At 58.6% G+C, this 14,389-nt stretch carries 13 protein-coding genes; all 13 read left to right on the forward strand.

The features are described 5' to 3' along the window. Nucleotides 1–2 precede the first annotated feature (2 nt). Nucleotides 3–1,322 (forward strand): hypothetical protein, encoded by a 1,320-nt coding sequence (locus tag N008_RS13200; protein WP_044016627.1) that lies wholly within the window; start codon nt 3–5, stop codon nt 1,320–1,322. Nucleotides 1,323–1,439: 117 nt separating this feature from the next. Next, on the forward strand, nt 1,440–2,471 hold the full coding sequence (locus N008_RS13205) for a cytochrome c oxidase subunit II (RefSeq protein ID WP_316963289.1): 1,032 nt from the start codon (nt 1,440–1,442) through the stop codon (nt 2,469–2,471). Between the two features lie 28 nt (nt 2,472–2,499). Continuing rightward, entirely contained in the window at nt 2,500–4,353 is a 1,854-nt protein-coding gene (locus N008_RS13210; RefSeq protein WP_156109312.1) for a cbb3-type cytochrome c oxidase subunit I, read from the forward strand. Between the two features lie 176 nt (nt 4,354–4,529). After that, a complete protein-coding gene (locus tag N008_RS13215; RefSeq protein ID WP_044016630.1) occupies nt 4,530–5,621 on the forward strand; it encodes a COX15/CtaA family protein in 1,092 nt (363 codons plus the stop codon). Between the two features lie 52 nt (nt 5,622–5,673). Then, nucleotides 5,674–6,537 carry a heme o synthase gene (gene cyoE, locus N008_RS13220; RefSeq protein WP_052381528.1) on the forward strand — a complete coding sequence of 288 codons (864 nt, stop codon included), beginning with the start codon at nt 5,674–5,676 and terminating at the stop codon, nt 6,535–6,537. A gap of 121 nt (nt 6,538–6,658) precedes the next feature. Beyond that, the gene (locus tag N008_RS13225; RefSeq protein WP_044016634.1) at nt 6,659–7,246 is read left to right on the forward strand and encodes a heme-copper oxidase subunit III; all 588 of its coding nucleotides are present in this window, start codon (nt 6,659–6,661) and stop codon (nt 7,244–7,246) included. A 21-nt stretch (nt 7,247–7,267) separates the two neighbouring features. Next, the gene (locus N008_RS13230) at nt 7,268–8,044 is read left to right on the forward strand and encodes a cytochrome c oxidase subunit 3 (protein WP_044016636.1); all 777 of its coding nucleotides are present in this window, start codon (nt 7,268–7,270) and stop codon (nt 8,042–8,044) included. A 96-nt stretch (nt 8,045–8,140) separates the two neighbouring features. Then, on the forward strand, nt 8,141–8,479 hold the full coding sequence (locus N008_RS13235) for a cytochrome C oxidase subunit IV family protein (RefSeq protein WP_044016638.1): 339 nt from the start codon (nt 8,141–8,143) through the stop codon (nt 8,477–8,479). Between the two features lie 37 nt (nt 8,480–8,516). Beyond that, nucleotides 8,517–9,149, forward strand: a complete 633-nt coding sequence (locus N008_RS13240) for an SCO family protein (protein ID WP_052381529.1) — start codon at nt 8,517–8,519, stop codon at nt 9,147–9,149. Beyond that, on the forward strand, nt 9,136–9,690 hold the full coding sequence (locus N008_RS13245; RefSeq protein ID WP_044016642.1) for a DUF420 domain-containing protein: 555 nt from the start codon (nt 9,136–9,138) through the stop codon (nt 9,688–9,690). Before N008_RS13240 ends, N008_RS13245 begins: the two co-directional genes overlap by 14 nt. Before the next feature lie 109 nt (nt 9,691–9,799). Then, nucleotides 9,800–10,057 carry a hypothetical protein gene (locus N008_RS13250; protein WP_044016643.1) on the forward strand — a complete coding sequence of 86 codons (258 nt, stop codon included), beginning with the start codon at nt 9,800–9,802 and terminating at the stop codon, nt 10,055–10,057. Further along, nucleotides 10,057–10,470 carry a DUF983 domain-containing protein gene (locus N008_RS13255; protein ID WP_231569709.1) on the forward strand — a complete coding sequence of 138 codons (414 nt, stop codon included), beginning with the start codon at nt 10,057–10,059 and terminating at the stop codon, nt 10,468–10,470. The genes N008_RS13250 and N008_RS13255 overlap by 1 nt, the downstream gene beginning before the upstream one ends. A 90-nt stretch (nt 10,471–10,560) precedes the next feature. Next, on the forward strand, nt 10,561–14,283 hold the full coding sequence (locus N008_RS13260; RefSeq protein WP_052381530.1) for a sensor histidine kinase: 3,723 nt from the start codon (nt 10,561–10,563) through the stop codon (nt 14,281–14,283). Nucleotides 14,284–14,389: the final 106 nt, after the last annotated feature.

Raw genomic sequence — 14,389 nt, forward strand, 5'->3', positions numbered from 1 at the left:
CTATGGCAACTCTGACGCAACACGAAGGCGTTACGGCGGAATACCTGGAGATTTCAGCCGGTACTCGCAAGAAATTCATGATGATCATCCTGGCGGGCGTTCTGCTGCTAGTGACGGGTCTGATTGTCGCTTACTTCAACATCGGCGCGGAGCACGCTGAAGGCGCTGCTGGTGCCCACGGTGCTACTGCTGGTCATGCAGGCGGCCACCACGGCAGCCCGCTTTGGCTGAAGCGCCTGATTGTAAGCCTTTGGCACAACAACGTATTCTTCACCGGGGTATCGGTAGTGGGCACGGTATTCATGGCCATCCAATATGTAGCCTACGCCGGCTGGTCAGTTCTGATTAAGCGGGTATATGAGGCCCTCAGCGCCTGGGTAATTCCGGGCGGTGTGTTGATGGTTATCATCTTCTGCCTGGGCCTGATCAACAACGACATCTTCCACTGGACGGTGCCGGGCATAATGGAGAAGGGCAGCGAAACTTACGACGCCATCATTGCTGGTAAGTCGGGCTTCCTGAACATGCCGTTTTACCTGGGCCGCATGATCGTCTTCATTGCTATCTGGGCTTTCTTCACCAAAAAGCTGCGCGACCTGTCGCTGGCCGAAGACCTGAACGGCGGCACGGAGTATTTCCATAAGTGCATCAACGTATCGGCCCTGTTCCTCGTGCTGTTCGCCGTTTCCTCGTCGATTGCGGCCTGGGACTGGGTGATGTCGGTTGACGTACACTGGTTCTCGACCATGTTCGGCTGGTACGTATTTGCCTCGTGGTGGGTATCGGGCATTGCTGCCACCACGCTGTGCACCATCCTGCTGAAGGATGCCGGCTACTTGCGCTGGGTTAAAGCAGGCCACCTGCACGATCTGGGCAAGTTTATGTTCGGCTTCAGCATCTTCTGGACCTACGTATGGTTCTCGCAGTTCATGCTGATCTGGTACGCTAACCTTCCTGAGGAAGCTGTGTACTTCAACCAGCGCTTGGGCGGCTTCAACGGTCAGTACACATGGCTGTTCTTTTTCAACCTGCTCATCAACTTTGCCTTCCCTTTCCTTGTTCTGATGACGCGGGATGCAAAGCGCCAGATGATCATGCTGAAAATCGTTACCATCGCCATTCTGATTGGTCACTGGTTTGACTTCTATTTGATGATCATGCCTGCAACTATGCAGGAGAATAACGGGTTCATCATTGAGTTCGGGGTTGCGTTGGTGTTCCTGGGTAGCTTCCTGCTGCTCATGACTAAGCGACTGGCGCAAGCCTCGCTGGTGCCGCTGCACCATCCGTTCCTCGACGAGAGCGTGCATCACACCACCTAATCAGACATGAGTGCCGGCAGGGGAGAGGCAAATTCCTTTTGCTTCTCTCCTTGCCAGCCTCGCAAATCTCACCTCTTTCCTTACCCAATGACTGCTCTTGGTATTCTGCTGGTACTGGTGTTGCTGCTGGTCGTATTCGGCCTGCTGTTCCGCCTCCAGATTCTGACCTCGATTTTCTCTGGCAGCTCGGCCCGCGAATTTGGGATGAGCAACCGCGTCAACGCGGTGCTGATGATTGTCTTTATGGTAGTCGGTGGTGCGGCCTTCGCTTGGTCGTTCGGCGACAACTTCAATAAAATGAATCCGCCGATTGCCTCCGTTCACGGCTTGGCAACGGAGCGTATGTTCTGGACCACGATGATCATCATCGGCATCGTGTTTGTTCTGACGCAGGTAGCTTTGTTCTACTACTCCTACAAGTACCAGCAAAAGGAAGGTCGTCGGGCCTACTTCTTCCCCCATAACAACAAGATCGAAATCATCTGGACGGTAATTCCTGCCATTGTGATGGCAGGTCTGGTGTTTGCTGGCTGGAAAGAATGGACTCGTATCACCGGCCCGGCTCCCAAAGACTCGGTTGTGCTGGAAGTAATGGGCAAGCAGTTCAACTGGCTTGTACGCTACCCCGGCCGTGACCTTAAGCTCGGCGTAGTAAACTACCGCCTGATTGACGCCACCAACGAATTCGGCTTCGACCTGACCGATAAAACGGGTCTGGATGACTTTGTTGCTGGTGAGATCCACGTGCCAAAAGGCCACCCTGTATTGCTGAAGATCCGCTCGCGCGACGTATTGCACGCAGTATATATGCCGCATTTCCGCGTGCAGATGTACGCAGTGCCTGGTATGCCAACCAAATTCTGGTTCACGCCTACCAAGACGACCGACGAGATGCGCGCCGAGCTGGGCAACCCCAAGTTCAACTATGAACTGGCTTGCAACCAGATCTGTGGCCGTGGTCACTTCGCCATGAAGCTCAACATCGTGGTGGACGAGCCGGACGACTACGTAGCCTGGTTTGGTCAGCAAAAATCTTTTTCTGAACAGAACCCAGATGTGCTGGCTTCTTTCAAACAGAAAGAGGAAAAGCTGGTTGTAAAAGAGGCTGCTGCCGCCGTGACGGTGCCTGCTGCCAACGCTTCACTCTAGTTCAACGCAGTTAATTTGTACGCTTTTTATGGCTGCTAATCTTCCCACTCAAGTGCAGGGGGGCATCGGGGTAACCGAGCCAGGCATCTTGCACGATGAGCACCTGCACGACGATCATCATCACGATCAGCACTGGCTGTTCAAGTACGTGTTCAGCACGGACCACAAGGTGATTGCCAAGCAGTTTCTGATTACGGGTATCTTCTGGGCTATCCTGGGTGGTACTCTCTCCAGCTTGTTCCGTCTGCAGCTCGGCTGGCCCGAGTCGACGATGGAGTGGCTGACGCCTGTGTTGGGCAAATGGATTGAAGCTGGCAAGCTGAATCCGGAGTTCTATCTGGCCCTTGTAACGATGCACGGCACCATCATGGTGTTCTTCGTGCTGACTGCTGGCCTGTCGGGTACATTCTCCAACTTCCTAATTCCGCTGCAGGTTGGTGCCCGCGACATGGCTTCGGGCTTTATGAACATGCTTTCGTACTGGTTCTTCTTTGTATCCGGTATCATCATGTTTACCTCGATGTTCCTCGAAACCGGTCCTGCTTCTGCTGGCTGGACAATCTATCCGCCGCTGAGCGCCCTGCCCCAGGCTATTCCTGGCTCCGGCATGGGTATGACGATGTGGCTGGTGTCGATGGCGCTGTTCATCGTGTCGCAGCTGCTGGGTGGTGTTAACTACATCACTACAGTTATTAACCTGCGTACCCGCGGCATGAGCATGAGCAAGCTGCCGCTCACCATCTGGTCGTTCTTCTTGACGGCTATCCTGGGCCTGTTGTCGTTCCCGGTACTGTTCTCGGCGGCCCTGCTGCTAATCTTCGACCGTTCGTTCGGCACGTCGTTCTTCCTGTCGGATATTTACATTGCCGGTCAGGCTCTGAATAACACGGGTGGTTCGCCGGTACTGTTCCAGCACTTGTTCTGGTTCCTGGGTCACCCCGAGGTGTACATCGTAATCATGCCTGCTATGGGTATGGTGTCGGAGATCCTCGCCACCAACGCTCGTAAACCGATCTTCGGCTACCGCGCCATGATTGGCTCGCTGCTGGGTATCTCGTTGCTGTCGTTCGTCGTGTGGGCTCACCATATGTTCGTAACGGGCATGAACCCCTTCCTCGGATCGGTCTTCATGTTCCTGACGCTGATCATCGCCGTACCATCGGCCGTGAAAACCTTCAACTGGCTGGCTACGCTGTGGCGCGGTAACATCCGCTTCACCACCGCCATGTTGTTCTCGATTGGTTTCGTGTCGCTGTTCATCTCGGGTGGTCTGACGGGTATCATCCTCGGTAACGCCGCGCTGGACATCCAGATGCATAACACCTACTTCGTGGTAGCTCACTTCCACTTGGTAATGGGTAGCTCGGCGTTCTTCGGCCTGTTTGCCGGTGTGTATCACTGGTTCCCCAAAATGTTTGGCCGCATGATGGACGAGAAGCTGGGCTACATCCACTTCTGGTTGACTTTCGTGGGTGTATATCTGGTGTTCCTGCCGATGCACTACGTAGGTATCGCCGGTTTCCCTCGCCGCTACTACGCTTGGACGGGCTTCGATTCGTTCAGCCAGTTTGCTGACCTGAACAAGTTCATTTCGGTGGCCGCTATTCTGGCATTCTTCGCTCAGTTCGTGTTCATCTTCAACTTCTTCTACAGCATCTTCCGCGGCCGTCGTGCCAGCGAAAACCCTTGGCGTTCGACTACGCTGGAGTGGACCACGCCTGTCAACCCTGGCCACGGCAACTGGCCCGGCGAGATTCCGGCTGTGTATCGTTGGCCCTATGACTATAGCAAGCCAGGTGCTGAAGACGACTTCATCCCGCAGAACGTACCGTATTCGAAGACCCAGTCCTCGAACCTGCCGTACGAGAGCGAAATGGAATAGTCACCATTTGACAATCTTCCCGAAACGGGCCGCTGTATTTACGGCGGCCCGTTTTGTTTTACGGCAAACCAAGCCTGTTGCATTGCTGTTTTACTGATGGTCCGGGTGCCGCCAGTACTGGTAGCTACTCCCTTTTTCTGACTGATGGCACAACGAGATGTTGGGCCCCTTTTTCTATGAATCAACCTGCTTTTGTGAGGCGGTTTCGCTTCTTCGGGATTCTGACGGTGGTGGCAGTATATCTGCTGATTCTGGTCGGTGGTATCGTCCGGAGTACGGGCTCCGGTATGGGCTGCCCCGACTGGCCCAAGTGCTTTGGAACCTGGGTGCCACCCACGGCGGTAGGCCAGTTGCCAGTCAACTACAAGGAAATTTATACGGAGCAGCGGGTAGCCAAAAACCAGCGCATTGCCAAGACGCTGGATAAGTTGGGATTCAAGCAGGTGGCCGCTCAAATTTTTGACCACCCCACGCAATACATCGAAACCGACTTCAACGCCACCAAAACCTGGATTGAGTACCTAAACCGGCTGCTGGGGGCCTTAATTGGCGTTTTCATTTTCCTGACGGTGCTGCTGGCCTTACCGTATCTGCGCCGTGACCCGGTGGTGTTTGGGCTGGCCTTCCTTTCGCTGCTGCTGACTGGCTTCCAGGGCTGGCTGGGCTCGTTGGTGGTGTCTACTAACCTGCTGCCTGAAATGGTGACGGTGCACATGGCCGTCGCGCTGCTGATTGTGGCGCTGCTGATTTATGCTGTTGACCGCTCACAGCGGGTAGGGCAGGACAGCCAGGATGTTGAACCATTCTGGACGCCGTCAGCGGGCCTTAGCCTGTGGCTGTGGGTGATTACGCTGGCCACCTTTGGCCAGATTATTCTGGGCACCCAGGTGCGGGAGCAGATAGACGTAGTAGCCGCGGCCGCCGACTATGGCAGCCGCGCCAACTGGGTGGAGCAGCTGGGCCTGACGTTTAAGGTACACCGCTCGTTTTCGCTGCTGCTGCTGCTGCTGAACCTGTACGTAGCCTTCCGCCTGTACCAGACTCGCTCCCAGCGCCTGCAGCGCCTGGCCAACGTAGTGATTGTGCTGCTGGGCCTGGAAATAGCGGCTGGTGTCACGCTGGCCTACTTCGCGCTGCCGGCCGCCGTGCAACCGGTGCACCTGACGCTGGCCACCGTGCTTTTTGGAGCACAGTTTCTGACGATTATCCGCTACCGCCGCCAGACGAAAACACAGGGGCAGGCCGCTATTCCGCGCGTTGTTGCGTAACTTTGCGGCCCGGTTTGGAGTCCTTCCGCCGCCCGTGTTGTTTTAACTTCTGATGATCAAAGCCAGGGCGTATTTTCAACTGCTTAAGTTTCGGCTGGCCCTGACGGTCGCCTTCTCCAGTGCCATAGGCTTTTTGCTGGGGGCTCATGCCTTCGATTGGGGGCGGGCACTGCTGGTGATGCTAGGAGGTCTGGCTATCACTGGTTCGGCCAATACCATCAACCAGATCTACGAAAAAGACCTCGACAAGCTGATGAAGCGCACGGCCAACCGGCCGCTGCCCCTCGGGGTTCTGTCGGTGGCGGAGGCTTGGGTGTTCACCGTCGTGCTGGGCGCATTTGGGTTGGGGCTGCTGGCCTACTGCTTCAATCCGCTGGCGGCGGCGCTGTCCTTGATTTCGCTGATCCTGTACGGCTTCATTTACACGCCGCTCAAGCAGCTCTCCCCGATCTGTGTGTTTGTGGGCGCCATTCCCGGCGGCCTGCCGCCGTTTATCGGGTGGGTGGCCGCCACCAACGCCATTACCGGCGCCGCCAGCATTGGCGGCTGGGTGCTGTTCGGCATTCAGTTTATGTGGCAATTTCCGCACTTCTGGGCTATTGCCTGGGTGCTCGATGAAGACTATCGGGCTGCGGGCTTTAAGATGCTGCCGTCGCCGGGCCGAAAAGACCTGCGTACGGCCTTCCAGATCATGACCTACACGCTGCTGCTGATTCCTATGAGCCTGCTGCCGCTGCAGTTTGGCATTAGCGGCAAAGTATCGGCGCTGGTAGCGGTGGTGTGCGGGGTGCTGTTTCTGATGCAGACCTTCTACCTGATGCGCACCTGCTCCAAAAAAGCGGCCATGAGCATCATGTTCGGCTCTTTTCTGTATCTGCCCATCGTGCAGATAGCCCTTGTTCTCGACAAACTCTAGTAAAGCGTACCGCTTGGTTGACTCTTTTGCGCAGTTAATTGTTAAAGCTCCGGAGGTAGTGAAATGCCTGACATACGCTGAAACCACTGCCGCCGAAAGAGAGTAACAAACCCCATACTTCATGCAAACCACCGAATCCTTAGAAACCAAAGAGCCCGGCTCCGGGCTGCACCCGCTGCGGCTGCTGCTGATTCTAATGATCATCAGCATCATCATGATGTTCGCGGCCTTCACCAGCGGCTTCATCGTGCGCCGCGAAGAAGGCAACTGGCGCGAATTTGATCTGCCCATCAGCCTGCTCTACAACACCATTGTGATTGTGCTGAGCAGCGTTACCATGCAGTGGGCCTACGCCTCGGCCAAGCACGATGAGCTGGGCCGCGCCAAGCTGGCCATGGGCCTGACCGTGCTGCTGGGCTTCGCCTTTCTGGTGGGCCAGTGGTTCTCATGGGGCGATTTGGTGGCTGGCCGCACCTATTTTGGTGGGGTAGATGCCAACCCTTCCGGCTCGTTTGTGTATGTACTGATGGGCGTCCATGGATTTCACCTCATCACCGGAGTGATTTTTCTGGTCAAGACCTACCTGAAAACCCTTCGCTATCAGGTGCATTCGCGGCAGATGATGCCCATCGCCAACTGCACCATCTATTGGCACTTCCTGGGCGGGCTTTGGTTGTACCTGTATTTGTTCCTACTTTTGAACCACTAGTTTCGTCTTACCCCGCACTGTATGTCCACGATTTCCACGACGCAGCCCCTCTCTACTGCCAGCGCCGCCGACCGGCCGCGTAGCGGCAACTGGGACGGAGGCAACGAGCCCTTCAAGGCCAGCTACGGCAAGCTGATGATGTGGTTCTTCCTGCTGTCGGACGCCTTCACGTTCGCCGCGTTCCTGACCACCTACGGCCTGATCCGCCACCGCTACCCGGCATTTGATGCCGCTGCTGGCAAGGCGTTCGAGTTTTCGACCGCCTACTGGCCGGTGCCGGACAAAGTATTCAATGGTTTCCCCGGCCTGCACGGCATGGACGTACCATTGGGCTTTGTGGCCCTGATGACGATGATTCTCATCTTCAGCTCCGTGACGATGGTACTGGCCGTAGAAGCCGGCCACCGCATGGACAAGAAGGACGTGCAGAAGTGGCTGTTGTGGACTATCCTGTTCGGGGCCACGTTCCTGGGTTCGCAGGCTTGGGAGTGGAGCCACTTCATCCACGGCACCGATGCTGGCACCAAGATGCTGGACGGTACCACGGTATATGGCGCCAACCTAGCCGTGAACCAGTACGGTCCGGTGCTGTTCGCTGACCTGTTCTTCTTCATCACCGGTTTCCACGGGACGCACGTATTCTCGGGTGTCTGCTTGCTGGTGTGGTCGTTTATCGCCACCACCAACGGCACCTTTGAAAAGCGTGGCCACTACGAAATGGTCGAGAAGATTGGCCTGTACTGGCACTTTGTAGATCTGGTGTGGGTGTTCGTTTTCACCTTCTTCTACCTCGTTTAAATTGTTTAATGGCTGAAGTGTTGAATGGTTGATCCTTCGACTGACTCGCAGAACCGTAAACCATTTAGCAATTCAACAATTTAACCATTCACTAAAATGGCTAATCACGCAGGCACTGAGCCTACCGCTCCCGGCGAAATCGCCAAGCCAAACACCGGTTGGATCTGGAGGACATTCTGGATTCTGGTTGGCATCACGGCCCTGGAATTCGTCTTCGTATTCCTGATGGATCCGAGCACGCTCCGCAACTCCATCTTCATCATCCTGACGATCTTCAAGGCGTTCTTCATCGTGGCCGAGTTCATGCACTTGAAGCATGAAGTGAAAGCTCTGATCTGGACGATCCTCATTCCGATGGCCCTGCTCGTCTGGCTGCTGATTGCCCTGGTGACGGAAGGTTCTTATCAGAACTCGTTCTGGAACGTATTCAACTAACTACATGAGGCCCAAACACGTCCTGTTGTTGGGCCTCATGCTGTTGGTCCCGGTGCTGGCCTTTGTGTTTCTGTACACGTTCGGCACCAACCGTTACGCGCTGCCCACTTACCTGCCCACGGGCGTCGATTCGACGCTGGTGGAAGGGAAGTGGCGGCGCGATACTGTTTTCCACCAGCTGGCCGATTTCCGGTTTACGTCGCAATCCGGCCGGGTGGTAACGCAACGCGAGGTGGCGGCCAACGGCCTGTATGTGGCCAACTTCTTCTACACCACCTGCCCCGGAGCCTGCCCGCGCATGAACAGCCAGATGGCGCGCGTGCAGGAGCGGTACCGCAAAGATCCGCGCGTGAAGCTGGTATCGTTTACCGTTGACCCGGCCCAGGATTCGGCGGCCGTGCTGGAGCGCTACGCCGAGCGGTATGGTGCCATTGCCGGCAAATGGTTTTTCCTGACCGGAGACAAAACGGCGCTTTACCGGTTAATCACGGATGAGTTTCGGCTGGAAGCTCCCAAGGGCCAGGCGCCCGGCATCGAGCACAGCCAGAACCTCTACCTCGTAGACCGCGACCATCGGGTGCGCGGCATCTACGACGGCACCAAAACCAAAGACGTTGAGCGCCTCATGACGGAAATCGACGTGCTGCTCTACTCCTATGAACACGAATAACCCTTCTGCTTCTGCCGGCGGCAACACCAAATTCAAGGTGCTGGCGGCCGTGCTTGGCGCAGTCATTCCGGTGGCTGTGGCGGTGCTCCACTTCTTCCCCAACGTGTTCCGCATCGAAGGCGCGCAGGTGAAGATGCTGCCGGCCGTGAATGCCGTGCTCAACTCCCTGACGGCGCTGCTGCTGATGGCCGGCTACTACTTCATCCGCCGCAAGGACATTGCCAAGCACCGCGCCATGATGGGGTTGGCCTTTCTGTTGGGCTCCCTGTTTCTGGTGTCGTACGTGGCTTACCACTCGCAGGTGCCCAGCACCACGTTTGGCGGGCAGGGCTTGATCCGGAGCTTCTACTACTTCATTCTGATTACGCATATTCTGCTGGCCGCCATTACGGTGGCGCTTGTGCTGTTCACGCTGTATTTCGCGCTGACCGAGCAGTTTCAGAAGCACCGCCGCATTGCACGATGGACCTACCCCATCTGGCTGTACGTGTCCGTGACGGGCGTGATTGTGTACTTCATGATTGCGCCGTACTACACGTAGCGTGCGCAGAAGGGCTGCCGCCAGAGCAGCATTCTGGCCGGATTGTCAGCAAGAGTACCATTTGTCGTGCCGGGCAAACCATTCACCTACAAACGCAGTTGGTAAGAGTATGAAAAAGCTGTTTGTAACTTCGGTATTCGCCCTTCTGCTGGGCGTGCTGTTCAGCCTGGCTCCTAGCCCGGCGGCGGCACAGTGCACCATGTGCAAAACGCAGGTGGAGTCGGCCCGGACGGAAAAGGATGGGTATGACTTCTCGGGCCTCAACAAGGGCATTCTGTACATGGCGGCCATTCCGTACCTGCTGGTGGGGGCCGTGGGCTACTTCTGGTACCGCAACTCCAAGGCTAAGAAGCCGGCGCGCCGCTAGTGGCCCCTCGGGCCGACTCGACGGTGGCGGCCATGCTGGCGCAGAAGTGCCCGCGCTGCCACCGGGGCCCGTTGTTTCGCTACTCAGCGCTGCATCTTACCCGCTTCGACGATATGTATGAAAGCTGCGCGGTCTGCGGGCAGCACTACGAGCCGGAAGTGGGGTTTTACTGGGGAGCCATGTACATCAGCTACGGTTTCTCGACCCTGATTGTGGTGCTGACCGGCGTGCTGCTGTTTTACCTGGCCCACGACCCGCCGGTCTGGGTGTACGTTACGGCGGTGGCCGTAGTGGTTGTTGCCCTGACGCCATTGCTGTTCCGGTACGCCCGCGTGGTGATGTTGTACTTTTTCGGCGGCATCCGCTACACTCCCCGATTCGCTGAAAGTTTGCCGCTGCGCCCCGCGGAATAGGAGCCAGCTAGGAAATGCCGCCATTTGGCGGCATTTTTGTTTGGTAGCGGCTTCTGCGTAGCCGTGTGCTGCCGCTCAATCCTGCGCCTGTTGAAGTTCGCCCGTTCCCTACCGCTAGCCCTGCTGCTGGCCGCTTTCCTCTGTTTTGCGGGTGCTTTCCTGAGCAACCGGTATGGACAGACGCCCGACGTGCTGTTGCGCGCCGATGCGCTGCGGCTGCAGAAGCTGGTGCGGGACGCCGAGCAGAAGGCCGAACGGGAAGCCACCGACGTACTGCAGCAGGCAGTCCGGGGCGAGCTGCGCTTCGGCTCGCTGGTGGGCCGCACGACCTATCCGAGCTTCATCTACCAGAACGGCCAGCTGCGCTACTGGTCCGACCACACCACGCGGCCCCAGCCCGAAAACGTCGGCCAAAGCTTTCGGGAAAAGCTGGTGGACATGCAGTTTGGGCGCTATCTGGCGCTGCGCCAGGCCTCAGGCCCCTACGTGGTGCTGACCTATGTGCCGCTGGAAAAACGTTACGGCATCAGCAACCGCTACCTGCGCGAAGGCTCCGAAAAGGCCCTGTTCCGGGGGCTGAACGTGCGGCTGGTAACCGATAAGAAGCCTGGTCTGCCGGCTATTGAATCGGATGAAGGCCGCTACCTGTTCTCACTGGAGCGCCTGCAGCGCAACCCCATCACCGGCAAGTACATCCCGATGGCGCTGCTGGTGGTGGGGCTGCTGCTCTATCTGGCCAGCTGGCTGATGTGGGCCCGGCGGCTGTTCGGGGCGGGGCGCGTGCTGGCCGGCAGCGCGGCGCTGCTGCTGCCGCTGGGCTTGTTGCGAGCCGTGCTGCTGCCGTTGGGGCTGCCGTTTTCCTTTATTGAGCTGCCCTTGTTCGACCCGCGGGTGTACGCGGCGTCGTGGCTGTCGCCCTCGCTCGGCGACCTGTTCATCAACGCGCTACTGCTAGCGCTGGCGGCTTACTGCGGGCTACGGCTGTTCCGGCACTACAACCCCACCCGCTGGGTGGAGCGCCTCACCAAAACCTCGGACCGCACGACGGTAGGCGTGGTGGCCGGGGTGCTGTTTTTTGTGCTGCTGGAGCTGCAGTTTCAGTTCTATTCCAACAGCTTCAACAACTCGCGGGTCATTCTCGACATCACGCAGGATATTTCGGTATCGGGCCTCAAGCTGCTGCTGACGCTGGCTATTGCCCTGCACACCGGGGCCTATCTGGTGGGGTACTATCTGGTGGCGCAGCTGTTCAGCGCCACGCTGGGTACCGGCAAAGGGCGGGAGGGCGTGTTTGGCCTGGGTTTGGGGGCGCTGCTGTTTCTGCCGGTGGGCGTGGCACTGGGGCAGGTGCAGGTGATGCTGGTCGGCATCACGCTCTGGATTTTCCTGCTGCTGCGCCTGACCGGGCTGCGGCGCGTGGCGGCCATGGGCACCTACCAGGTATATCTGTTCATCTTCCTGATGCTCAGTGTCAGCGCGGCCGTGGGGGCGTTGGCGCTGTTCGAGCACTTCGACCGCCAGCTGGTGCAAAACAAGCAGAACCTGGCCGGCAACCTGCTCACCGACAACGACCTGCAGGGCGAGTTTCTGCTTACGGAGCGGGCCCGCGAAATTGCGGCCGACCCGCTGATCCGCAAGGTGCTGGCTGGTCCGTTTGCCAACCCGGAAGTGGTGCGCCAGAAAATTGTGAAGCATTATCTCGGCAACTACTTCGGCAAATACGAAGTCACGATATCGTTTTTTGATGCCGCCGGCCGGCCCATCGGGGCGGGGCAGGGGGCCGAAACCCTGTCGCAGGCGCGGTACAGGCTGCTGCAGAACTCCACCCGCACCGACCAGCTCAACCTGTTTCTGGTGCGCGGCAGCAACTCGTTCAGCACCCGGCGCTACGTGGATTTCGTGGCCGTGCCCGGGGCGGGGCAGGGTACCAACACTGTGCTGCTGGAGCTTAGCCTCAAGAAGCTGACCACCTACAGCGTGGTGCCCGAGCTGCTGGTCGACCAGAAGCTCTTTCAGCCTGGGCTGGGCGCCGAGCTGAGCTACGCCGGCTACGAGCAGGACCGGCTGGTGTACAGCGAAGGGGATTTCGACTACGTGAACCGCCTGCGCCGTCAGCAGTACAACGACCCGCGCCTGTACCGCACGGGGCTGGTGGTGGGCCGCTTCCACCATTTGGCCGTGCGCGACGAAACCCAGCACCGCACGGTGGTCGTCACCACGTCCACCTACAGCTTCTCCGACTGGCTGGCCAATTTCTCGTTTCTGTTTTTGCTGCACACCTTCTACTGGCTGCTGGCCATGGCACTGTACCTGCTGGTGCGCGGCGAGTACCTGGCCGTGCTGCGCACCAACTTCAGCACCAAGATTCAGCTGTTTCTCAACTTCGGGATTCTGGTGCCGCTGGTGCTGGTGAGTATTGCCACGGCCAGCCAGGTAACGTCGTCGTATAAGCGCGACCTGCGCCGCACCTACGAGCGGCGCGGCCGCACCGTGCAGGACAACCTGCTGCAGAACCGCGTCCTGCTCACCGACTCGGCCGGCCGCCCCGCGCTGCTGGCCCTGGCCGACAACGTGGCCTCGCTCACCGAAACCGACCTCAACCTCTACGACGCCCGCGGCCAGCTCATCGTCAGCAGCCAGCCCATCATGTTCGAGTCGGGGCTGCTGGGGCCGCTGATGAACCCGCAGGCCGTGGCGGCGCTCAAGGAGCGCGCCCAGCCGCGGGTGCTGCTGATGGAGCGGGCCGGCTCGCTGTCGTTCAACTCGCTGTATCTGCCGCTACGGGCCGCCGAAACCGAGGCCGGGCAGGCCGGGCGGGTGCTGGGCTACGTGGGCATTCCGTTCTTCGACTCCGAGAAAGAGCTGGACAACAAGCTGATTGAGCTGATTTCGACTCTGCTCAACATCTTCACGGGTATGTTCATCGTGTTTCTGGTGCTCACGTTTGTGGCCTCGCGCATGCTCACCAACCCGCTCAAGCTGCTCACCCAGAAGCTCCGCCAAACCACGCTCACCGGCCAGAACGAAACGCTCGACTACCAGTCGGACGACGAAATTGGGCTGCTGGTGCGCGAGTACAACGCCATGCTGCTCAAGCTGGAGGAAAGCAAGCTGGAGCTGGCCACCCAGGAAAAGGAAGCTGCCTGGCGCGAAATGGCCCGGCAGGTGGCCCACGAAATCAAGAACCCGCTAACGCCCATGAAGCTGAGCCTGCAGTTTCTGCAGCGCGCCATCCAGGACCAGCGCCCCAACCTCGACGAGCTGATTGCCAAGGTGTCGCAGACGCTCATCACCCAGATCGACGTGCTGACCGACATTGCTACCTCGTTCAGCACCTTCACCAACCTGCCCGCCATGCGCCCTGAGCGCCTCGACGTGGCCCCGATTCTGCGCCGCTGCGTGGAGCTGCACCAGGGCAGCCGCCCCGACGCCCGTATCGAGCTGCACCTGCCCGAAGAAGAAACGCCTACCATCGTGTTTGCCGACGAAAACCTGTTGGTGCGCACGTTCAATAATCTGCTCATCAACGCGCTGCAGGCCGTGCCGGAAGGCCGCGCCGCCCAGGTTTCGGCCCAGCTGAGCGTGCAGAGCAACAAGCGGGTGCAGATCAGCATCCAGGACAACGGCGCCGGCATCCCGGCCGACGTGCGCGAGAAAATCTTCATTCCCAACTTCACCACCAAAGCCACCGGCTCCGGTATCGGGCTGGCGGTGGCGCGCCGCGGCATCGAAAGCGCCGGCGGCAGCGTCTGGTTTGAGACGGAGGAAGGCACCGGCACTACGTTCTATATCGAGCTGCCGCTGGCGGGGTAGGGCTAAGCTCCGGCCTGGCGACGAGCCGCAGGCGAGTAGCCGGAACCGCGCCACTTGCGCTAGCGCGAGGTACTCGCTCCGCTCGTTCGCCAAGCTGGAGCTTAGC

The sequence above is a fragment of the Hymenobacter sp. APR13 genome (assembly GCF_000737515.1).
In the GTDB taxonomy this organism is placed as follows: Bacteria; Bacteroidota; Bacteroidia; order Cytophagales; family Hymenobacteraceae; genus Hymenobacter.